At 61.0% G+C, this 21,418-nt stretch carries 17 protein-coding genes and 1 tRNA gene; 11 read left to right on the top strand and 7 right to left on the bottom strand.

Features of this window, described 5'->3' with window-relative positions; genetic code table 11:
- The first annotated feature begins 73 nt into the window (after positions 1-73).
- The 4 genes from hppD to maiA all read left to right on the top strand — a co-directional run bounded on the left by hppD (position 74) and on the right by maiA (position 4,298).
- A complete protein-coding gene (gene hppD, locus CO671_RS17510; RefSeq protein ID WP_097606986.1) occupies positions 74-1,183 on the top strand; it encodes a 4-hydroxyphenylpyruvate dioxygenase in 1,110 nt (369 codons plus the stop codon).
- 80 nt (positions 1,184-1,263) lie between these two features.
- Entirely contained in the window at positions 1,264-2,625 is a 1,362-nt protein-coding gene (gene hmgA, locus CO671_RS17515; protein ID WP_097606987.1) for a homogentisate 1,2-dioxygenase, read from the top strand.
- A gap of 18 nt (positions 2,626-2,643) precedes the next feature.
- Positions 2,644-3,669, top strand: coding sequence for a fumarylacetoacetate hydrolase family protein (locus CO671_RS17520; protein ID WP_097606988.1), 1,026 nt, complete (start codon positions 2,644-2,646; stop codon positions 3,667-3,669).
- Complete coding sequence (maiA, locus tag CO671_RS17525; protein WP_097606989.1) at positions 3,666-4,298, top strand: maleylacetoacetate isomerase; 633 nt, start codon at positions 3,666-3,668, stop codon at positions 4,296-4,298. Before CO671_RS17520 ends, maiA begins: the two co-directional genes overlap by 4 nt.
- Before the next feature lie 54 nt (positions 4,299-4,352).
- Here the strand turns inward: maiA and CO671_RS17530 are convergent, their stop codons facing one another.
- Positions 4,353-4,823, bottom strand: a complete 471-nt coding sequence (locus tag CO671_RS17530) for an MEKHLA domain-containing protein (protein WP_097606990.1) — start codon at positions 4,821-4,823, stop codon at positions 4,353-4,355.
- A gap of 319 nt (positions 4,824-5,142) precedes the next feature.
- Between CO671_RS17530 and CO671_RS17535 the strand changes: the two genes are divergently transcribed.
- On the top strand, positions 5,143-6,495 hold the full coding sequence (locus tag CO671_RS17535) for a hypothetical protein (RefSeq protein WP_097606991.1): 1,353 nt from the start codon (positions 5,143-5,145) through the stop codon (positions 6,493-6,495).
- Positions 6,496-6,581: 86 nt separating this feature from the next.
- Entirely contained in the window at positions 6,582-7,850 is a 1,269-nt protein-coding gene (locus tag CO671_RS17540; RefSeq protein WP_097607128.1) for a patatin-like phospholipase family protein, read from the top strand.
- Positions 7,851-7,992: 142 nt separating this feature from the next.
- On the opposite strand, the gene CO671_RS17545 is transcribed toward CO671_RS17540, so the two are convergent.
- From CO671_RS17545 to CO671_RS17560, 4 genes are all read right to left on the bottom strand, one after another.
- Entirely contained in the window at positions 7,993-11,808 is a 3,816-nt protein-coding gene (locus tag CO671_RS17545; RefSeq protein WP_097606992.1) for a vitamin B12-dependent ribonucleotide reductase, read from the bottom strand.
- Positions 11,809-12,434: 626 nt separating this feature from the next.
- Positions 12,435-12,929 (bottom strand): xanthine phosphoribosyltransferase, encoded by a 495-nt coding sequence (gene gpt, locus CO671_RS17550; protein ID WP_010026679.1) that lies wholly within the window; start codon positions 12,927-12,929, stop codon positions 12,435-12,437.
- Positions 12,930-13,129: 200 nt separating this feature from the next.
- Positions 13,130-13,972 carry a universal stress protein gene (locus tag CO671_RS17555; RefSeq protein WP_097606993.1) on the bottom strand — a complete coding sequence of 281 codons (843 nt, stop codon included), beginning with the start codon at positions 13,970-13,972 and terminating at the stop codon, positions 13,130-13,132.
- Between the two features lie 105 nt (positions 13,973-14,077).
- Complete coding sequence (locus CO671_RS17560; RefSeq protein WP_097606994.1) at positions 14,078-14,854, bottom strand: competence/damage-inducible protein A; 777 nt, start codon at positions 14,852-14,854, stop codon at positions 14,078-14,080.
- A 219-nt stretch (positions 14,855-15,073) separates the two neighbouring features.
- On the opposite strand from CO671_RS17560, the gene CO671_RS17565 reads away from it, so the two are divergent.
- Positions 15,074-15,159 (top strand) — tRNA-Leu (locus CO671_RS17565).
- A 270-nt stretch (positions 15,160-15,429) separates the two neighbouring features.
- Here CO671_RS17565 and CO671_RS17570 read toward each other — a convergent pair.
- Positions 15,430-15,804, bottom strand: coding sequence for a VanZ family protein (locus CO671_RS17570; RefSeq protein WP_097606995.1), 375 nt, complete (start codon positions 15,802-15,804; stop codon positions 15,430-15,432).
- 218 nt (positions 15,805-16,022) lie between these two features.
- On the opposite strand from CO671_RS17570, the gene ilvA reads away from it, so the two are divergent.
- From ilvA to CO671_RS17590, 4 genes are all read left to right on the top strand, one after another.
- A complete protein-coding gene (gene ilvA / locus CO671_RS17575; protein ID WP_097606996.1) occupies positions 16,023-17,273 on the top strand; it encodes a threonine ammonia-lyase in 1,251 nt (416 codons plus the stop codon).
- Positions 17,274-17,310: 37 nt separating this feature from the next.
- Positions 17,311-17,634 carry an HlyU family transcriptional regulator gene (locus tag CO671_RS17580; RefSeq protein ID WP_097606997.1) on the top strand — a complete coding sequence of 108 codons (324 nt, stop codon included), beginning with the start codon at positions 17,311-17,313 and terminating at the stop codon, positions 17,632-17,634.
- 244 nt (positions 17,635-17,878) lie between these two features.
- Positions 17,879-19,147, top strand: a complete 1,269-nt coding sequence (locus CO671_RS17585; RefSeq protein WP_097606998.1) for a GGDEF domain-containing protein — start codon at positions 17,879-17,881, stop codon at positions 19,145-19,147.
- A 187-nt stretch (positions 19,148-19,334) separates the two neighbouring features.
- Positions 19,335-20,525 (top strand): MFS transporter, encoded by a 1,191-nt coding sequence (locus tag CO671_RS17590; RefSeq protein ID WP_097606999.1) that lies wholly within the window; start codon positions 19,335-19,337, stop codon positions 20,523-20,525.
- Between the two features lie 40 nt (positions 20,526-20,565).
- Here the strand turns inward: CO671_RS17590 and CO671_RS17595 are convergent, their stop codons facing one another.
- Positions 20,566-21,342 carry an SDR family oxidoreductase gene (locus CO671_RS17595; protein ID WP_097607000.1) on the bottom strand — a complete coding sequence of 259 codons (777 nt, stop codon included), beginning with the start codon at positions 21,340-21,342 and terminating at the stop codon, positions 20,566-20,568.
- Positions 21,343-21,418 lie beyond the last annotated feature (76 nt).

Consider the following 21,418-nt stretch of genomic DNA (forward strand, 5'->3'; position numbering starts at 1 on the left):
AAGAATGCAAGAACTTTGCGCGCGTTTTGGGCCACACTTTGCACAGTCAAACTCCAATCGTCAGGAGGAGAAAATGGGTCCTTTCCCGCATGATGCACCGCCGTCGGAGATCACCGCCGACAACCCGGCCGGCACCGACGGTTTCGAATTCGTCGAGTTCGCGCATCCCGAGCCGGAGAAGCTCAGCGAACTCTTCACACGCATGGGCTACGCTGCGGTCGCCAGACATAAGGCGAAAGACATCACCGTCTGGCGCCAGGGCGACATCAACTATGTCGTCAATGCCGAACCCGGCAGTCACGCCGCCCGCTTCGTCGAAAAGCACGGTCCCTGCGCGGCATCGATGGCCTGGCGTGTCGTCGACGCCAAACACGCCTTCGACCATGCGGTGTCGAAAGGCGCCGTTCCCTATGAAGGCGATGACAAGATGCTGGACGTCCCGGCGATTGAAGGTATCGGCGGCTCGCTGCTTTATTTCGTCGAGACCTATGGCGCCAAGGGATCGGCCTACGATGCCGAATTCGATTGGTTGGGTGAGCGTAACCCGCGCCCTGAGGGGATCGGCTTCTACTACCTCGACCATCTCACGCACAACGTCTTCCGCGGCAATATGGACAAATGGTGGGATTTCTACCGCGAGCTGTTCAATTTCAAGCAGATCCACTTCTTCGATATTGACGGCCGCATCACCGGTCTGGTCAGCCGTGCCATCACCTCGCCCTGCGGCAAGATCCGCATTCCGCTGAATGAATCGAAGGACGACACCAGCCAGATCGAGGAATATCTGAAGAAGTACCGAGGCGAGGGCATCCAGCACATCGCCGTCGGCACCGAGGATATTTATGGGGCCACCGACCGGCTTGCCGACAACGGGCTGCGCTTCATGCCGGGTCCGCCGGAGACCTATTACGACATGTCTCATGAACGTGTGAACGGCCACAGCGAACCCATCGAGCGCATGAAGAAACACGGCATCCTCATCGACGGCGAAGGTGTCGTGAATGGCGGCATGACGAAAATCCTGCTGCAGATCTTCTCGAAAACCGTCATCGGCCCGATCTTCTTCGAATTCATCCAGCGCAAGGGTGACGAGGGGTTCGGCGAAGGCAACTTCCGCGCTCTTTTCGAGTCGATCGAGGCCGATCAGATCAAGCGTGGTGTCATCGGGACCGCAGCGGAGTAAACTCTACGGGCGCCCGTGCGTCTGAAGGGCGCGCGGCGCCGGAGTTTTCGGGCCTTGAGTTTTCGGGGAGGAGTTGAGCAATGGACCAGACATCGATCCAGGCTTCCGGCGGTGAAGCAGCAGTGGCAGACAAGGTGAAATATATGCCGGGCTTCGGCAACGACTTCGAAACCGAGTCGCTTCCCGGCGCTTTGCCGCAGGGCCAGAACAGCCCGCAGAAATGCAATTACGGTCTTTATGCCGAGCAGCTTTCCGGCTCGCCGTTTACGGCGCCGCGCGGGACGAACGAAAGATCCTGGCTTTACCGCATTCGCCCGAGCGTGCGCCACACGCGCCGCTTCTCCAACGCTTCCTACCCGCTCTGGAAGACCGCGCCCTGCCTCGACGAGCATTCGCTGCCTCTCGGACAGCTTCGCTGGGACCCTATCCCTGCGCCGACCGAAAGATTGAATTTTCTGGAAGGCGTGCGGACGATCACGACGGCCGGCGACGCCACGACCCAGGTGGGCATGTCGGCCCATGCCTATGTCTTCAACGAGGACATGGTCGACGACTATTTCTTCAACGCCGATGGCGAACTGCTGATCGTGCCGCAGCTCGGCGCCCTCAGGGTGTTCACCGAAATGGGCATCATGGATGTCGAGCCCGCCGAAATATGCCTCATCCCCCGCGGCATGATGTTCAAGATCCTCACATCAGGTGAGCAGACCGCCTGGCGTGGTTATATATGCGAGAACTACGGCGCCAAATTCACGCTGCCGGAGCGTGGCCCGATCGGCGCCAACTGCCTGGCAAACCCGCGCGATTTCAAGACGCCTGTCGCCGCCTACGAGGACAAGGAAACGCCTTGCCGCGTTCATGTGAAGTGGTGCGGCAAATTCTATGTCACCGAGATCGGCCATTCGCCGCTCGATGTCGTGGCCTGGCACGGCAATTATGCCCCGTTCAAATACGATCTCAGGACATTTTCTCCGGTCGGCGCCATCCTCTTCGATCATCCCGATCCGTCGATCTTTTCGGTGCTGACCGCGCCGACCGAGGATGCCGGCACCGCCAATGTCGATTTCGTGATCTTTCCGCCGCGCTGGTTGGTGGCGGAGCACACATTCCGCCCACCCTGGTATCACCGCAACATCATGAGCGAATTCATGGGTCTGATCCATGGACAGTATGACGCCAAGGAAGAGGGTTTCGTGCCGGGCGGCATGAGCCTGCACAACATGATGCTGCCGCATGGGCCGGATGCGCTCGCCTTCGAAAAGGCAGCCAATGTCGAGCTCAAACCGGTGAAGCTCGATCACACCATGGCCTTCATGTTCGAGACCCGATACCCGCAGCAACTGACGAAATACGCCGCCGAGCTGGAAACGCTGCAGGACGATTATCTCGAGTGCTGGGACGGGCTGGAACGCAAGTTCGACGGAACCCCCGGTATCAAGTGATAACATCGGAATTGGAACATGAAACTTGCGACGTTAAAGGACTCCACCCGGGACGGCCGCCTCGTCGTCGTTTCCCGCGACCTGACCCGCTGCTCGGAAGTCGGTCATATCGCCCGCACGCTTCAGGCAGCCCTCGACGACTGGGACCATGTGGCGCCGAGACTTGCAGGGATTGCCGAAGGCATCGAGACCGGCGCCCAGCCGACACTCCGCTTTCACGAGCATGACGCTACGTCACCTCTGCCACGGGCCTATCAATGGGCCGATGGTTCCGCCTACGTCAACCACGTCGAACTGGTGCGCAAGGCGCGCGGCGCCGAAATGCCGGCAAGCTTCTGGACCGATCCGCTGATCTATCAAGGTGGCTCGGACAGTTTTCTTGCGCCGCGCGATCCGATCGTGATGGCCGACGCGGCTTATGGGATCGACATGGAAGGCGAGGTCGCCGTCATTACCGGCGACGTCGCCATGGGATCGGACTCGCAGGCGGCGCGCGACGCCATCCGCCTGGTGATGCTCGTCAACGACGTGTCGCTGCGCGGCCTGATCCCCGACGAACTCGCCAAGGGCTTCGGTTTCTTCCAGTCGAAGCCCGCCTCGGCCTTTTCGCCGGTCGCGGTGACGCCGGACGAGCTCGCCGACGCCTGGGATGGCGGCAAGCTGCATCTGCCGCTGCTCGTCAGCCTGAACGGCAAGGCTTTCGGCAAGGCCAATGCCGGCATCGACATGACCTTCGATTTCGGCCAGCTGATCGCCCATGCCGCCAAAACCCGCCATCTCGCGGCCGGGACGATCATCGGCTCGGGAACGGTTTCCAACAAGCGGGACGGCGGCCCGGGCAGGCCGGTCGAAGATGGCGGCGACGGCTATTCCTGCATCGCCGAAATCCGGATGATCGAGACGATCGAAACCGGTTCGCCGAAGACCCCCTTCATGCAGTTCGGCGACCAGGTCCGCATCGAGATGAAGGACCGGGCCGGCCATTCGATCTTCGGGGCGATCGAGCAGACCGTCGAACGCTATGGAGGAGCGGGACCGCAATGAGCGAGATCGTTCTTTACGACTACTGGCGATCGTCGGCGAGCTACCGCGTCCGCATCGCCCTCAACCTGCTGGAGATCGACTACAGGACGGTGCCGGTCAATCTGTTGGAGGGCGCGCATCGGACGCCGGACTATCTCGCGCTCAATCCGCAGGGCCTGGTGCCGACCCTGGTGATCGATGGAAGGCCTCTGACGCAGTCGCTCGCCATCATCGAATACCTGGCCGAGCTTCGGCCGCAATATGGATTGCTGCCGTCCGATATTACCGATCGCCAGAAGGTGCGGGCGCTGGCCTATGCAGTCGCCATGGACATCCATCCGATCTGCAACATGCACGTCGTGTCGCATGTCATGACCCTGACCGAGAAGGCGGATGCCCGCGAGGAATGGATGAAGCATTTCATCGCCGACGGACTGCGCAAACTGGAAGCGATGATCGGCGAATCCGGCGGAGCCTTCTGCTTCGGCGATACGCCGACAATGGCAGACCTTTGCCTTGTGCCTCAAGTCTACAACGCCCGCCGCTGGGGCGTCGATCTCACGGATTTCAAGCGCATCGTCGCGATCGACGCCATGTGCGCCGAACTGCCGGCCTTCCAGGCGGCGCATCCCGATCGCGTGAAGTCGTGACGTCACCGGTGGGTACAACGCATCGGCCTGAGGCCAGGCGGCTGGCTGGCGAGCCTACGCGTCCCGCCACGAAGGGAAGATCGCAGCCTGGCCCAGCCACGTCCCGGTTTCGTCGATAAGCTGCCAGACGGTCACCTTCTCGATCCAGAAACGCCGTCCCGATTTCGCGATCCGGAGGCCGCGGCCATCCTCGACAAAACCATCGCGGGTCACGCTATCCAGCAGCCGCTGACGCTCCGCGCGATCCGGCTGCTCGGCCGAAAGCCGCGACGGCAGCGTGATGAATTCATCCCAACTATATTCGAAGCAGGTCTGCGCGGTGCGGTTCGCGTAGATGAAGCGCGGATCGGGCTCGGTATTGTGGGCGAGGACGACGAAAGGAGCGTCGTTGTAAAGCCAGTCCGGCCCCTGTCCGTCCTGGACAAGGTAACGGCCGACGATGCGGTTGTAGCTTCCGGTGAGCAGAGAGAAGAAATCGGCGTCGCTCGTCAGGTCGAGGGCGTGATTGTCATAGGGAGAAGTCACGAACTGCCTCGTTGGTCAAATGCTTCGGTGCAGGCGACATAGCCGATATTCATTGCACACGTCTATGATGCCCCTTGTGAACCGCGATCCTTCCCGGCCAGCACCACCATTTACCTTGTCTCAATACTTCTGATTGTGACGCTTGCCAGAAGATCGCCCGTTATGCATTGATCTTAAGCTGCCGGGGTAGTTATCAACATTCTCTGCGAAGCGATTGTTCTCCAGACCGTAATCGGCGTCGGCTGGGCGCGGACGGCCGGGATTCACGGGGGCAGTTGATTTCATCATCCGGCTGCAAGTGACGACAGGAGAAATACAGGTGCGTGAGGGCTGGGGAAGAATGCGCAAATCCGTCTCGTTGACAGCGATGCTGCTGGCGTTCGTCGCCATGGCCGGAGAGGGGCATGCGGCAATTTCCTACCAACGTCTGGAAGGCGCGCCGGGAGAGCGTGGCCTGGTGATAAAGGGCGTGTTTGAATTCTCCGACGATCCGACGAGGCTTGTCGACGAATACAAGCAGTTCCAAGCGGACTACATCAGCTTTGACTCGCCCGGCGGAAACGTGGTCGCCGCGATCAGCTTTGGCCGCGCCATCCGCGCGCTGAATGCAAGAACGCTCCAGATCAGAGCCATGGAATGTGCATCGGCCTGCGCCTTCGCCTTCGTCGGTGGCGTCGAAAGGTTTGCCGAGCCGGGCTCCATCGGCGTGCATCGTGTTTCCCTATCCGACGACGACCCCATGGACAACAAATTGGCAGTCTCGTCCGTTCAATCGCTGACCGGCGACATCATCGGATATCTTACCGACATGGGGGTAAGCCCCAATCTGCTGCAGCTCAGCCTGTCGATCGACAGCACCGACATCAGGTATCTCACTGCTGCGGAAATGCGGAACTGGAACATCAACACGCCTGAGGACATGCCCTCGCCACAGGAAAGCGCGCCGCCACCTCAGGACCCGGCACCTGAGGTGAGCGCAACACCCGCCGTCACGCCATCGGACCCAAGCGCTTCCGAGGAGGTGGCCTCATCCGAACCCGGCGACCTGACCTCCGAACCCGGCGACCTGACCACGGAAGCGGTTGATTTCGTCAACCGATACAATGACGAATGGTCGAAAGACAACGCCTCGGCGCTTGATTTCATGAAGGGCATCTATGCCGACGAGGTCTCCTTCTTCGGAACCTTGGTCGACAAAGACGTCGTGCTAAAGGACAAGGCGACCTTCGCCCAACGCTGGCCGCAGCGCGTCTACAGCGTCAAACCGGGCTCCGTGACTGCCAGTTGTGCCGGAAAATGCGAGATGTCCGGAATAGTCGAGTGGTTTGCCCGAAACAAGAGCACGGGTAAGACGTCCTCGGGAATGGCGGAATTCTCTTTCGTGTGGAACACGGCCTCTCTGCAGATCGAGTCCGAGACCGGAAAGGTGCTCGCCACGGACAAGGAAGCCAAGGCGCCGGATCGGTTGATAGATCAATGGATAGGACTGGACGACATCTGCCGCGGCAGCACCGATCGTTACGGCATCGCGACGGAGCGCGCCTGCAAACGGCGCGACGCGCTCGGTCCGCTGCTCAATCGCGTCGACTGGTGTTACGGCCATGAAGGCGAAGCCGGAATGGACTGGGCGTGGCACAAATGCGATGCCAACTCCCGCAGGTATGGCAAGTAAGTAGCGCGCAGGTCCGCGGACGAGCGACCGGTGGTTGCCCGGAGGAAGAAATGTTGGGAAACTCACATTCCTGAATGAGGCCGAGCGTGTCAGAAGACGAGCATCCCGAGGAAAACAGCGCCTTGTCTGGATCTGACGAACCCGAGAAGCCGGCGGAGCGCTATCAACTCGGCCTCTGCCTTTCGGGCGGTGGCTATCGGGCCATGCTTTTCCATGCGGGATCGCTTGCAAGGCTGAACGAGGCCGGTCTTCTGGCGAAGCTCGATATGATCTCCTCGGTCTCAGGCGGATCGATCGCCTCAGGCCTGCTCGCCTATGTATGGCCGCGGCTGATCTTTCAGAATGAGGTCGCCGTCAATTTCAAGACGGAATATGTCGACCGCATCCTGGCTTTCAGCCAGATATTCGCCGATGTTCCGAGCTTCCTGAAAGGCGTGTTCAATCCCTTCTCGAGCGGGGCGGAGGAAGCCGCCAAACTCTATGAGCGACATCTGTTCGACGGAAAGTCGCCAAGCCTGAAAGACCTGCCGGGATCGCCCTGGTTCGTCTTCTGCGCCAGCAATCTCAGCACCGGTTCGCTCTTCCGCATGTCCAACCGCTATATCGCGGATTACCGGATCGGCGTGTCGTTTCATCCGGCATTGTCGCTCGCAACCGCGGTAACCGCTTCGGCGGCATTCCCGCCGGTGTTGTCCCCGCTGCGATTGGATCTGTCGCAGTTTTCCTGGAAGAGGGAAAAACTCGACGACACGGTCGGCGAAGCCGTTGCTCCAGGCCGGGCAATCTTGAGCGACGGCGGTGTTTACGACAATCACGGCATCGAGCCGGCGCTGAAACGGTGCGACTGCCTGCTCGTCAGCGACGCCGGCGCGCCTTGGCGGTCCTCTACCCGTGGATATTGGAACTACTTCAGCCAACTCAAGCGGGTGCTCGACACGGCGGACAATCAGGTGAGGTCGTTGCGGCGGCGAGACCTGATCGGCGCCTTCAAGGCGGCCAAACAGGCCGACATACTTGGCCTCGACGACCTCACAAAATCGGCCCTGCGCGCGAGAACGCGTGGCGTCTATTGGTCGATCGACAGCAAGGACGCGAAACTCAAACCATACGCATCCTACACGCTGCCACCGTCGTCGATCGTTCCCGCCGACGTCGGCACCTATCTTCATTTCCTCGGCGCGAGGGAGACGGAGCGCTTGGCGAATTGGGGGCACTATGTCTGCGACGCGATGCTCAACCGGTTTTACCCTTCGCCGCTGGCTCCATCGTTTGGGTCGCCACTGGCGGCAGGGAGCGTGAAGCCATCTTGGGCGGCGAGGGTAAGCAAACGGCTGTTCGACGTCCTGCCTTTGTGACTTCCGGGCCGCGACCAACGGCTAAAGGGTCACCGTGAACGAGAAAGCCGGGCGTGGCAGCCCGGCTTTCTCGGCCTTCAACTCAAGGTCGGCTGTCAGAGTTCAAACGCGATGATTGCGGATGAGCGCTACTTAGGCTCTCTCAGCTGCACCCGCTCGTCGCCCCGCAAGTATCGCACTTCTCGCAGGTGCCGTTCCGCACCATCGTGAAGTTCTGGCATTCCGAGCACATGTTGCCCGTGTACCCCTGCATGATCGAGCGCTGGCGGCGTTCGGCTTCCACCTTTTTGGCTTCGGTCTTGGCCGTTGCCGCATCGGCTGCCGCCTTGTCGGAGAAGAGGGCGGTGGCGTCGCTCGTGATTTCTTCCATCACCTCTTCGGCGATCTCTTCCGCCAGTTCCTTGGCGCGCTCCTCGTAATCGCGCTTGAAGGCGACGATTTCGGAGGTGGAGATGGCGACGGTCGGCTCCAGCTTGCGGGCAGCACTGCCGGCAAAGGCAGTTACGGTGCCGGTGGAGGCGGCGCGGGCAGGGGCTGCGGTGGCAGCACCTTTTGGTTCGCCCGCCTGGCGTTCGCCGCCGGTGCCGGAAACCAGCGTCGGCTTGTAGCCGCGGGTCCAGCCGGTGGAGAGCAGGTTGGTCTTGCCTTCCTGGATGCCCTTGCCGAGCGCCGTGTTGGAGAAATCGGACGTATCGACATGGGCGAGGTCATGACGGCCGAGATAGGAGACGGCAAGCTCGCGGAAGACATAGTCGAGGATCGAGGTGGCGTTCTTGATCGCATCGTTGCCGATGACCATGCCGGCCGGCTCGAACTTGGTGAAGGTGAAGGCCTCGACATATTCCTCGAGCGGCACGCCATATTGCAGGCCGAGCGAGATGGCGATGGCGAAATTGTTCATCATCGCCCGGAAGGCAGCGCCTTCCTTGTGCATGTCGATGAAGATCTCGCCGAGGCGGCCGTCGCCGAATTCACCGGTGCGGAGATAGACCTTGTGCCCGCCGACGGCGGCCTTCTGGGTATAGCCCTGGCGGCGGTTCGGCAGCTTCTCGCGTTCGCGCGAAACACGTTCGATCACCCGCTCGATGATCTTCTCGGTGATGGTGACGGCCTGGGCGGCGACGGGCGCCTGCAGCAGTTCCTCCAGTGCATCCTCGTCGTCCTCGTCTTCGATCAGCGAGGCATTGAGCGGCTGCGACAGCTTCGAGCCGTCGCGATAGAGCGCGTTGGCCTTGAGGCCGAGTTTCCAGGACAGAAGATAGGCGTTCTTGCAATCCTCGACGGTCGCCTCGTTCGGCATGTTGATCGTCTTGGAAATCGCACCGGAGATGAAGGGCTGGGCAGCCGCCATCATGCGGATATGGCTTTCCACCGAGAGGTAGCGCTTGCCGATCTTGCCGCAGGGATTGGCGCAATCGAAGACCGGCAGGTGCTCGGCCTTCAGGAAGGGCGCGCCTTCCAGCGTCATGGCGCCGCAGACATGGATGTTGGCGGCTTCGATGTCCTTTTTCGAGAAGCCCATATGGTCGAGCAGGCTGAAGCTCATGTCGGAGAGCTGCTCGTCGGAAACCTTCAGCGTCTCCTTCAGGAAGTCGGCGCCGAGCGTCCACTGGTTGAAGACGAACTTGATGTCGAAGGCGCTCTTCAGCGCGGCGTTGACGGCTTCCACCTTCTCGTCGGTCAAGCCCTTGGCCTTCAGCGTCGACGGGTTGATCGCCGGCGCCTGGTTCAGGTTGCCGTGGCCGACGGCATAGGCTTCGATCTCGGCGATCTGGCTCTCGGAATAGCCGAGCGTGCGCAGCGCTTCCGGCACGGCGCGGTTGATGATCTTGAAGTAGCCGCCGCCGGCGAGCTTCTTGAACTTGACGAGGGCGAAGTCGGGCTCGATGCCGGTCGTGTCGCAATCCATGACGAGACCGATCGTGCCGGTCGGCGCGATGACCGAGACCTGGGCATTGCGGTAGCCGTGCTGTTCGCCGAGTTCGAGCGCCTTGTCCCAGGCCGATTTGGCATGGGCGGCGAGATCCTGGTCCGGGTTTTCCGCATGGATCAGCGCGACCGGGTCGATCGACAGCGCCTCATAGCCCGACATTTCGCCATATGCGGCGCGGCGATGGTTGCGGATGACCCGCAGCATGCTTTCACGGTTCGGCGCGAAGTTCGGGAAGGGCCCGAGCTCGGCTGCCATTTCGGCCGAGGTCGCATAGCAGATGCCGGTCATGATCGCGGTCAGCGAGCCGGCGATGGCGCGGGCTTCGGCCGAATCGTAGGGAATGCCCGACGACATCAGCAGGCCGCCGATATTGGCATAGCCGAGGCCGAGCGTGCGGTATTCGTAGGAGAGTTCGGCAATGCGCTTCGACGGGAACTGCGCCATCATGACCGAGACTTCGAGCACGACGGTCCACAGGCGAACGGCATGTTCGTAATCGGCGATGTTGATGCGCTTGGTGGCCTTGTCCTTGAACTGCAAGAGGTTCAGCGAGGCAAGGTTGCAGGCGGTGTCGTCGAGGAACATGTATTCCGAGCACGGGTTCGAGCCGCGGATCGGGCCGCCGGCCGGCGAGGTGTGCCAGTCGTTCATCGTCGTGTTGAAGTGGATGCCCGGATCGGCCGAGGCCCAGGCGGCATAGGAAATGGTTTCCCAGAGATCGCGCGCTTTCAGCGTCTTCATCACCCGGCCGTCCTTGCGGGCGGTCAGCTTCCATTCGCCGTCATTTTCGACGGCGCGCAGGAAGTCGTCCTTGATCGAGACCGAGTTGTTGGAGTTCTGGCCGGAGACCGTGAGATAGGCTTCCGAATCCCAATCCGTGTCGTAGGTCTTGAATTCGAGATCCTTGTAGCCCTGGCGGGCGAACTGGATGACGCGCTGGACGTAATTCTCCGGAACCTGGTCCTTCTTGGCAGCGCGGATTTCGCGCTTCAGGGCAGGGTTCTTGGCCGGATCGAAGCAATCGCCATTGTCGCCGCCTTCGCAGTTGAAGCAGGCCTTCATGATCGTCTTCAGGTGCCGGGCGACGATCTTCGAGCCGGTGACGAGGGCCGCGACCTTCTGCTCTTCCTTGACCTTCCAGTTGATGTATTCCTCGATATCGGGATGGTCGATATCGACGACCACCATCTTGGCGGCGCGGCGCGTCGTGCCGCCCGACTTGATGGCGCCGGCGGCACGGTCGCCGATCTTCAGGAAGCTCATCAGGCCGGAGGAGCGGCCGCCGCCGGAAAGCTTTTCGCCTTCGCCGCGCAGCATCGAGAAGTTGGAGCCGGTGCCGGAGCCGTATTTGAACAGGCGCGCTTCACGCACCCAGAGATCCATGATGCCGCCTTCGTTGACGAGATCGTCCTCGACCGACTGGATGAAGCAGGCATGCGGCTGCGGATGTTCGTAGGCAGACTTGGACTTGGTCAGCTTGCCGGTGAAGGGGTCGACATAGAAATGGCCCTGGCCGGGACCGTCGATGCCGTAGGCCCAGTGCAGGCCGGTGTTGAACCACTGTGGCGAGTTCGGCGCGACGCGCTGGGTGGCGAGCATATAGGCAAGCTCGTCCTTGAAGGCGGCGGCATCTTCTTCCGAAGAGAAATAGCCGCCCTTCCAGCCCCAATAGGTCCAGGTGCCGGCGAGACGGTCGAAGACCTGACGCGCATCGATTTCGGAGCCGGTCTGTTCGTCCTTGGGCAGGGCCTTCAGCGCCGCATCGTCGGGAACGGAGCGCCACAGGAAGGAAGGAACGTCGTTCTCCTCGACCTTCTTCAGCCGGGTGGGGACGCCGGCCTTGCGGAAATACTTCTGCGCCAGAACGTCTGTCGCGACCTGGGAGAACTGTGCGGGAACGTCGATATTCTCGAGGCGGAACACGATCGAACCGTCGGGGTTCTTGATCTCGCTGGTCGCCTTGCGGAATTCGATATCCGCATAGGCGCCCTGGCCTGCCTTCGTGAAACGACGTTCGATGCGCATAGTCTTGACCTCGCGTTGGCGCCTGTCCCCAGGGCGCAAAATTCCTATCCGGCGGCACATTCAGTCGTGCAGCCAGTCTCGTTTCCGTATCGTGACAGGGGTGTCATCCGGAGATGCCCTTCCTGTATATTGTGGTGATGGTGGCTGCAAACACTAAATATAGTATTAACAGCTTATTATCGCCAGTCCCGATGTCACTTTTTTTGGGGGCCGAAAATCGCGCGGAAATCCTGTCGGGCCTGAACCGTTTTTCGGTGCAGCACCCCATTCCGCGTCCTATTTTCAAAAGGGAACCGGGCTCGTTACCTCCGGTCCTGTCGCCGCCGCAACATCAGGGACAGTAAAGTTTGAAACAGCTGATTCCGTCAAGGGCTGGGTTTTAATTGATTGCTAACCACAACATCTTGTGGATGCGCCTGTGAAGATTGGGGAAAGCCGGGGAACGCTGAAATTACAATGGCTTGCGGGCGCTGCCGGCTAAGGAAAATGCCGGAACCACAAAAAAGCGTCCTGCGGCAAATCTTGTGATGGCATTTCCGGCGCAAATGCGCATGGCGATTCGCCGGAAATATCGGGGCTGTCGAACTGCGCCGGCGACGCTGCCGGCGCACTCCGAGAGGTGGCGGTCAGCGCGCCCCCTTGGCGATCGGCTCCTGATAGGTGAAGCCCATATCCCAGGGAAAATAGATCCAGGTATCCTGGCTCACCTCGGTGATGAAGGTGTCGACGGTCGGCACGCCCTTCGGCTTGGCATAGACGCAGGCGAAATGGGCCTTCGGCAGCATGGTGCGCACCTGCGCGGCGGTCTTTCCGGTATCGGTGAGGTCGTCGACGACCAGCACGCCTTCGCCGCCGTTTTCCGCAAGCTCGGGCGCAATTCCCTTGAGCAGCACCATGTCACCCTGGTTGGCATAGTCATGATAGGAGGCGACGCAGACGGTTTCGATCAGGCGGATGTTCAATTCGCGCGAGATGATCGCGGCCGGAACGAGGCCGCCGCGGGTGATGCAGACGATCGCCTTGAACGTCTGGTCGAGGCCGGCAAGCCGCCAGGCAAGGGCGCGCGCATCGCGGTGGAACTGATCCCAGGAAACGGGAAAGGCTTTATCGGGAAGGGACATCGGGCTGCTCCGCGGCATGATAGAGATGACACGCCGTTTGCCGGCGACCGGACGGGCTTGCGGCGGCGATCGGCAAAACAAGAAATCGCGCGAGCCGGAACTGCGCGAGATCGGCCGAGGCTCGAAGCCCTCATCGGTCGCCGCAATTAGCGGGATTTGCCGGCAAAACGCAAGAGCGGCCAACTATTCCGGCAAGAGGATCAACGCGACAGAAGCGTCAGCGCCGTCATCGATTGCAGCAAGGTCCTCGTCGTGCCGCCGAAGATCATCTGCCAGAGCCAGGAATGGGTATAGGCGCCCATCACGAGGAGATCGATGCTGTCGTCGGAAAGCCGGTTCTCGATGACATGCGAGGTGTTCTTATCAACACTACGGGCCGTCGAAAGCGTCGTCCTTACGCCGTGGCGGGCCAGTGTCGCGGCGATCTCGGCGCCTGGGATCATCGATGATTGCGGCGCCATCTCGGCCGGATCGACCGAAAGGATCTCGACCTCCTCGGCCGCCTTCAGGAACGGCAGCGCGTCGAAGGTTGCGCGCGCCGCCTCCTTCGAGCCGTTCCAGGCGATCAGCACACGTTTGATCGGCTTCGGCTGGCGGATGATATAGGGGATCATCAGCACCGGCCGGCCGGTTTCGAAGAGGAAACTGTCGAGATCGACATGGCTGTCGGATGGGTTGGCCGGATCGGCTTGTGACGCAATCAAAAGATCGGCGCTGTGCGCGCTGTCGATCAGCGGTGCGGAGCCGTAGCCGGTCGATGTGGCAAAGCTGCGCCATTCGAAGGAAGTGCCGGCGGCCTGCGCTTTGGCGCGGAATATGGCCTCGACGGCGGTCGTTTCGCTATGCGCCATGTCCTGCAGCGCCTGCACGGCGACCGGATCAGGAATTTCCATCGGCGCCACCAGCGGCACGGCGGAGATGTTTTCGGCGTGCAGTCCGATCACATGAGCGCCGTTTTCGGCGGCAATGGCAAAGGCGAAATCGGCAACGGCGGCGCTATTGTCTCTCGTATCGAGAATGGCGAGAATGGTTTTGTAAGACATATCAATTCTCCTTGCACTGAAACGGCTGGCGCGAGGGAAGGAATGCACCGGACCTCTCTGCTGTTCCTTGACCGATATCAAGGATGGCCAGTTCCCGCACTGTCCTCACGCCTCGGCGGAATGGTTCTCAGTGACCTCCTTTTTCCGGCGGATGGCGTCGATCATCGCATGCACCTCGGCGCCGGCCGCATCGATCGCCGCCTGCGCGCGGCCGCGCACGACGATCTCGGTCGAGAATTTCTGGCCAATATAACGGGGGTAGGAACCGATGCTGGTGTCCGGATGGGCTTTCTGGATGGCGGCAAGCGGCGTGCCGATATCGCCTTCGCCGTAAGGGCAGGCGATGGCGAGCGACAGCACCGGCGTGCCGGTTCGAAGCGTCGGCAGCACATTGTCGACCATCGCCTGAAAAACCTGCGGCACGCCGGCCATGACATAGACATTGCCGATGATGAAGCCCGGCGCGGTCGAAACCGGATTGGCGATATGGGCAGCCCCGCGCGGCATGCGCGCCATGCGCTGGCGCGCCTCGGTGAATTCCATTTCGCGACGCCGGTACATCTCGGCAAGCAGCGTCATCGCCGCTTCGTCATGTTCGCAGGGCAGGCCGAACGCCTTGGCGATCGCATCGGCGGTGATGTCATCATGCGTCGGCCCGATGCCACCCGAGGTGAAAACATAGTCATATCGGGCGCGGAGCACGTTCAGCGCCTCGACGATCGCCTCTTCCTCGTCGGCGACGATGCGCACCTCCTTGAGATCGATGCCGGAAAGGGTAAGGAGCTCGGCGAGGTGGCCGATATTCCTGTCCTTGGTGCGGCCGGAAAGCAGTTCGTCGCCGATGGCGAGCATGGCGGCGGTGACGACGGTGTCATGGCTCATGGGGTGTTCCGTGATGTGAGGCTGGTCAATAGGTAGCGCCGTTCGGCCGCTTTGCAAACACTCGAAGATGATGTGGAAAAGTGTGGTCGACAGAGTCGCCTCGCAGATGCGCAATTTCTGGGTCAGGTGTGGCCTCTGTTGGCGGCAAACGGAAGCGTAATTTTTACGCCTAGCGGCTCTTCCCATCGCGAATGACGCGAGATATTGAAAACGCCGCAAGCGGGCGTGGCGAAACTGGTAGACGCAAGGGACTTAAAATCCCTCGGCCTTAGGCTATACGGGTTCGATCCCCGTCGCCCGCACCACGTTCATAATCCTGTTTGAATATGCTGTATATTGCATGAAAGCGCGCGTTATTGCTTGACACTGGCGTTTTCGGTGCAAGGATTGCGCCGCGGCAGGGGAGTAAGTGTTGTCTTCTGGGAGTAAGACGATGGTTTACGATTGGAGTGGGGTAAGGGCCCGGCGCATTCGGGTCTTCAAAACCAGTGTCGCACTTGTTCTGGGAACCGCGATCGCAGCGGTCCCACTATTTTTCTGGGCGATACAACTGCGCGCTTTCTAAGCAGCAATAATCAGCGTTCCGCGACGGGAAGGGTATTCGGCGCCCTGGTTTCGCGCCATCTGTTGATCACCCAGCCGGCCAGCAGGCCGAGCGCGGCGCCCATAGCCTTGACGCCGGCGTCATGCAGGCGCGGATGGCGGGTCGGGGTGAAGTATTGCAAATATTCGATGGCGACCGCCCCCGTTATCAGCAGCACGGCCACCAGTTTCCACTGTCTGGGATAGGCGAGCGCGAAGGCGAGGCCGAGGAGAACGTAGGCGCCGCCACGATCCGTATCGACGCTCGTGACCGTATGCGGTCTCAGCCCGATCGGCGAAACCGTGACAAAGAGGATCAAGGCGAGCAGCAGCCAGGCCAGCGGTTTTGCCAATTTAAAGATCATCATCGCTCCATATAAGTGGCAGGCCTTTGCATTGACAGTTAAAATCAGTTCATCTGCCGCCGATTTTGCGATTGGCTCAAGAAACGCTTCCCGAGGCCGGAACCGGCATCAGGAGATAAGCGGCTCGGTCAGCGAACCGGAAATGGCAGGAGCGGGCTTTCTTTTGCCGGCCGGCCTGTGCCATAGCGGCGGCGGCTACTCTTTAGGAATGGACCACGCCCGTGACAAGACTTGAAGTCGAAAGCGCCGAAGCGGCAATGCGCAGCCTTTTCCCGGCGACGCCACTGCAGCTCAATGACCATCTCTCCGCCCGCTACGGCGCCGATATCTGGCTGAAGCGCGAGGATCTGTCGCCGGTGCGCTCCTACAAGATCCGCGGCGCCTTCAATTTCTTCCGCAAGGCGATCGGGCAGGGTGCTTCAGGCAAGACCTTCGTCTGCGCCTCGGCCGGCAATCACGCTCAGGGCTTCGCCTATGTCTGCCGCCATTTCGGCGTGCCGGGCGTCGTCTTCATGCCGGTGACGACACCGCAGCAGAAGATCGACAAGACGCGCATGTTCGGCGCCGAATTCATCACCATCCGACTGTTCGGCGATTTCTTCGACCAGTGCTACCAGGCCGCGCGTGACCATGTCGAGGCGATCGGCGGCGTCATGGTGCCGCCCTTCGATCACGCCGATATCATCGAAGGGCAGGCGACCGTCGCCGCCGAAATCCTGCAGCAGCTGCCTGATGGAGCGGTGCCTGACATGGTCGTGCTGCCGGTCGGCGGCGGCGGGCTTGCCGCCGGCATTACCGGTTATCTCGACGGCATCGTGCCGAAATCGGCCTTTGTCTTTGCCGAGCCGGCCGGTGCGCCGAGCCTCAGGCGCAGCATCGAGGCGGGCCAGGTGACGACGCTTGCCAAGGTCGACAACTTCGTCGACGGCGCAGCCGTCGCCCGCATCGGCGATCTGAATTTCGCCGCGCTTCGCGATTTTCCGGCGAGCCAAGTGCAGCTGATGCCCGAGAACGCCGTCTGCGTCACCATTCAGGAGATGCTGAATGTCGAGGGCGTCGTGCTGGAGCCGGCTGGCGCCCTGTCGCTGACGGCGATCGCCGCGATGGACGCTGAGGCGATCCGCGGCAAGACCATCGTTGCGGTCGTCTCCGGCGGCAATTTCGATTTCGAGCGCCTGCCTGACGTAAAGGAAAGAGCCATGCGTTACGCAGGGCTGAAGAAATACTTTATCCTCAGGCTGGCCCAGCGCCCCGGCGCGCTCAGGGATTTCCTCAATCTGCTCGGCCCCGACGACGATATCGCCCGCTTCGAATATCTGAAGAAATCGGCGCGCAATTTCGGCTCGATCCTGATCGGCATCGAAACCAAGGCGCCGGAGAATTTCGCTAGGCTGATCGAAAATTTCGAAGCTGCCGGCATGGGTTACGAGGATATAACCGAAAACGAGATCCTCGCCAGTCTGATCATTTGACTTGGCGAGCGCGATACCGCCGTGTTAGAGACGGATCATGGCTTCGTTCCTTTCAAATCTCTTTTCGATGTTCTCCGGCGGCAAGGCTGCTTCGGAGGCGGCAGGCCCCGCCGGCGAGCCGCAGCTTTACGGCGATTGCACGATCTTTGCGGAGCCGCGCAAGGAAGGCAGCCAATACCGTCTGGCCGGCCGTATCGAAAAGAAGGTCGGCGACGAGGTGCTGGTGCGCAATTTCATCCGCGCCGATCTTTTCTCGTCCTCCGACGATGCGATCGAGTGCACGGTGCGCAAGGCGCACCAGATCATCGACCAGCATGGTCCGTCGCTCTTCGGCGACGGCGAGAAGCTTCGCCAGGTCTGAAGCCGCGATCGTTCCGACTGGGGTGTCGGACAGAAGTTCCTTGCTTTTCAATCGTGTGACTTGAGCCGTCATCCCAAATATGAGAATGCGCTCACGCAATCTTAAAGGATTGCAGTGAAAGCTACGGCCTGCAGGATTTGCAGGACGCCCTCGTGTTTGACTTTTTCGGACAATCGATCAAAGGATCGGCAGCCGCGATCGCCGCATCCGCGCGGCGGCGCCGGCCTGCAGCCGAGGTGTCGTAATGGAGACGCTCAACCTCGTTCTCTTCGTCGTCGAAGCCGTCGCCTATTTCGTGCTGATGGTGACGCTTCTGCACTTCCGCCATCGGCTCGGTCTCGGGGTCTTCCTGACGGCGCTCGGCGTCATGCATTTCATGGAGACCTATCTGGCGGCGGTCTTTTACGTCTCGCTGCCGTTCGGGGATGTGTCGCCGGGTTCATCCGTCTTCTTCTCCGGCAAGCTGATGATGATCCTGATGCTGTATCTCTGGGAGGATGCCGCGACGGTGCGCCAGCCGATCTACGGCCTGTTCCTCGGCAACCTGCTCACCGTCGGCATCGCCTGGGTGCTGCAACTGCACCAGCCGCTGCAACTATCGTCAAACCATGCGCCCGACGTCGATTTTCTCAAGGAGATGGGCTGGCTGATGATCTGGGGCACGGCGCTGCTCTATGTCGATGCGCTCGGTATCATCCTGCTCTACGAAAAACTCGGCGATTTCTTCCGCAGGCGTGTCGTGCTGCGTTTCATGATCTCCGGCTTCGTGCTGCTGACTTTCGACCAGATCGGCTTCTTCGCCGCTCTGCACTATTTCCTCGATGTGCCGGTCGCCGTATTCTGGGGCGGCTGGAAGGCGAAGATGCTCTCCGTCTGCCTCTATGGGGCGATGTTTGCGATCTATGAATATCGAATCCGCCGCCTCGGTGCCGACGCTGCCGCGCGTTCCATCAGCGACGTCTTCGGTGATCTGACATTCCGCGAGCGCTACAACGATCTTCTGGAGCGCACCGGCCGCGACATGCTGACCGGTGTCTATGACCGTACGCGCATGGAACTGGAGGCGCCGCTGATGTTGCGCGAGGCGCTGCGGCAGGGGCTGTCTGCGACCGTTCTCATTATCGACGCCGATCACTTCAAGGACGTCAATGACGGTTACGGTCATCTCCAGGGTGACGCGGTGCTGAAGTCGATCGCCGCCCGGCTCGGCACGACGCTGCGCTCCAGTGACCGCATCTTCCGCTTCGGCGGCGAGGAGTTCGTCGCTGTCTGCCCCGGCACGAACCATGAGGAAGGACTGCTGCTTGCCGAGCGTCTGCGCTGGACGATCGCCACCAGCGTCAAGACGCCGGATGACAATCCGGTCACCGTCAGCATCGGCGTTGCGACCGCCGACGAGGACGGCACCAGTTTCACCACGGTGCTGTCGGCTGCCGACGGCCGGCTTTACGCGGCAAAGAAGAGCGGCCGCAACTGCGTCGTCGGCCGCTCCGGCATGGTGAAACTCGGCTAAGCCGGCCGATCTCCCAATCAACGCGATAGGTCTGGCGCCGCTGTTTAAGATGTTGCATAAATCCAAACAAATGTCTTCATATGTCTGTATTTTCAATAGCTTATAAGAACAATAAAAACGGCTTGTTGGCATAATACAAACGTGATCTCCATTGCCTCGAGATTTCGCATGCGAGGGGCGTGGAGACATGAGCGATATAGCAGTGCGAAGGAAGGTTGATGGCGGCGAATTTGCCGTTTTGTGCATCGGCGGGTTTCTTCTTTCGATCGCCTACGGCGTGACCTTTCTGATCCCGGTGCTGGTCGGAGAGCGCGGCGGCAACGAGGCGCTTGCCGGCCTGATCATCTCGGCCGCGACCGTCAGCACCGTCGTTCTGGTGATCCTCTCCGGCCATATCGCCGATGCCATCGGCTCTGCGCGGGCGGTGGCGGTTTCCGGGCTCTTTCTTGCCGCCTCCGGGCTGGGATTTGCCACGGTCCCGGCAGCCGGGCTCAACCTGATGGCCGTCGGTTTCGTCCTCGGCATCGGCTGGGGCACCTTTTATGCGCTCGGTCCCATCCTGGTCGCCGCGATCACCGAGCCGGAACATCGGATCAGATTCTTTGCTCTGCTTTCGGGATCGATGATGTCGGGCATCGGCGCCGGACCGATCATCGGCCGCATTGCCACCGGCTGGTCCTTGCCGATCGAGACGGCCTTCGCCTTTGCGTTCCTGTCCAGTCTCACCGGCGGCGCGCTGTATTTCCTGCTGCATCTGCGGCTGACCTATGCCGGCAAAATTCTCCCGCATGTCAACAAAATCTCCTTTGCCGCGGCCCGTCAGGTGATCGGTTCGCGGGCGATCTATTCCATCGTCATGGTCGGCATCGGCGGCGCGATCTTCGGCGGGCTGTCCAGCTTTCAGACAAGCTACGCCAAAGCGCATGGTTTTGACTATTCGCTGTTCTTCATCGGCTTCATGTCCGCCGCCATCCTGAGCCGGCTGTTCGTGGCGGGATATGTGGTCAAGAAGGATCCATTCTATTCGCTTCTGGTGCTGACCTGCCTGACGCTGATCTCCATCCTGCTGTTCCTGGTGGTGACATCCAGTCAGCTGGCCTATCTCGGCGCCGCGGCGATGCTGGGGCTGGGCTATGGACTGACCTATTCCGTCATCAATGGCCTGGCGGCAAACGAGGCGCCCGCGGGCCTTATGCCGCAATCGCTGCTCTTGTTCTCGCTGTCCTATTTCATCGGCGTCTTCGGCTTTCCGCTGATCGCCGGCAACCTGATCGTCTCCTCCGGCATCCAGACGATGCTCTATGTCCTGCTGCTGCTTGCCGTCGCCAATTTGGCAATCGTCCTGTTTCGCATTACCCACCGCGTCAGGAATGGCTAAGCGATGCTGGGCAAGGTCGACTTGCCCAGCCTTCGTTCGCTCAGGCAGCCCGGAAGATCTTGGCGCCCGCAGGCGCGCTCGTCATGCCGCCATCGACGGTGATCTCGATACCGGTGACGTTGGACGCGTCATCCGAGGCCAGATAGAGCGCCGCCTTGGCGATTTCGTCGGCTTCGTTCATGCGGCCGAGCGGGCTCATGCCGCCAAGCCGGGCCTCGAGTGCCGACATCGCGTCTTCCGTCTGTGCCATCGGCGACCAGATCGGCGTCTTCGTGCCGCCGGGCGTCACCTGATTGACGCGGATGCCGCGGGGTGCAAGCTCGGAGGCCATATTGCGCGTCATCGCGCGCACCGCCGCCTTGCTTGCTGCATAGGCTGACCAGCCGGGAGCCCCGACCACGGCGTGCACAGAACCGTTGAGGATGACCGAAGCGCCGTCGTTAAGATGCGGCAGGGCCGCCTGCACGGTGAAGAAAACCGCCGTGAGATTGGTGCTGATGATCTGGTCGAATTGCGCGGGCGACGTGTCGCCGAGCGGTGTCGCGCCGCCGATGCCGGCATTGGCGAAGACGATATCGAACTTGCCGGCCGTTCCGGCCGCTTCAGCAAAGGCCTTTTCGGTGGCGATGGCATCGGTGACGTCGAGCCTCAGGGCCACTGCGCCGGCGCCAAGCGCCTTTTCGGCGGCGGCCAGCGTTTCCGGATTGCGGCCGGTAATCACGACCTTGGCGCCCTCATCGATGAAGGCCTTGGCGGTCGCAAGACCGATGCCGCTATTGCCGCCGGTGATCAGCGCCACCTTGTTTCTTAGACGCATGATTCATGCTCCTCTTGGAAATGACAACGATCTGGATTATGATCGTTATCTATAAGGATTATGATTGTAATCTACA

The sequence above is a fragment of the Rhizobium sp. M10 genome, assembly GCF_002531955.1.
Taxonomy (GTDB): Bacteria; Pseudomonadota; Alphaproteobacteria; order Rhizobiales; family Rhizobiaceae; genus Rhizobium; species Rhizobium etli_C.

Excerpts from the sequence above, each read along its gene's own strand:
- hppD (WP_097606986.1), top strand. The coding sequence starts at position 74 with ATGGGTCCTTTCCCGCATGATGCACCGCCGTCGGAGATCACCGCCGAC.
- hmgA (WP_097606987.1), top strand. The coding sequence starts at position 1,264 with ATGGACCAGACATCGATCCAGGCTTCCGGCGGTGAAGCAGCAGTGGCA.
- CO671_RS17520 (WP_097606988.1), top strand. The coding sequence starts at position 2,644 with ATGAAACTTGCGACGTTAAAGGACTCCACCCGGGACGGCCGCCTCGTC.
- maiA (WP_097606989.1), top strand. The coding sequence starts at position 3,666 with ATGAGCGAGATCGTTCTTTACGACTACTGGCGATCGTCGGCGAGCTAC.
- CO671_RS17545 (WP_097606992.1), bottom strand. The coding sequence starts at position 11,808 with ATGCGCATCGAACGTCGTTTCACGAAGGCAGGCCAGGGCGCCTATGCG.
- gpt (WP_010026679.1), bottom strand. The coding sequence starts at position 12,929 with ATGTCCCTTCCCGATAAAGCCTTTCCCGTTTCCTGGGATCAGTTCCAC.
- CO671_RS17555 (WP_097606993.1), bottom strand. The coding sequence starts at position 13,972 with ATGTCTTACAAAACCATTCTCGCCATTCTCGATACGAGAGACAATAGC.
- CO671_RS17560 (WP_097606994.1), bottom strand. The coding sequence starts at position 14,854 with ATGAGCCATGACACCGTCGTCACCGCCGCCATGCTCGCCATCGGCGAC.
- CO671_RS17570 (WP_097606995.1), bottom strand. The coding sequence starts at position 15,804 with ATGATGATCTTTAAATTGGCAAAACCGCTGGCCTGGCTGCTGCTCGCC.
- CO671_RS17580 (WP_097606997.1), top strand. The coding sequence starts at position 17,311 with ATGGCTTCGTTCCTTTCAAATCTCTTTTCGATGTTCTCCGGCGGCAAG.
- CO671_RS17585 (WP_097606998.1), top strand. The coding sequence starts at position 17,879 with ATGGAGACGCTCAACCTCGTTCTCTTCGTCGTCGAAGCCGTCGCCTAT.
- CO671_RS17590 (WP_097606999.1), top strand. The coding sequence starts at position 19,335 with ATGAGCGATATAGCAGTGCGAAGGAAGGTTGATGGCGGCGAATTTGCC.
- CO671_RS17595 (WP_097607000.1), bottom strand. The coding sequence starts at position 21,342 with ATGCGTCTAAGAAACAAGGTGGCGCTGATCACCGGCGGCAATAGCGGC.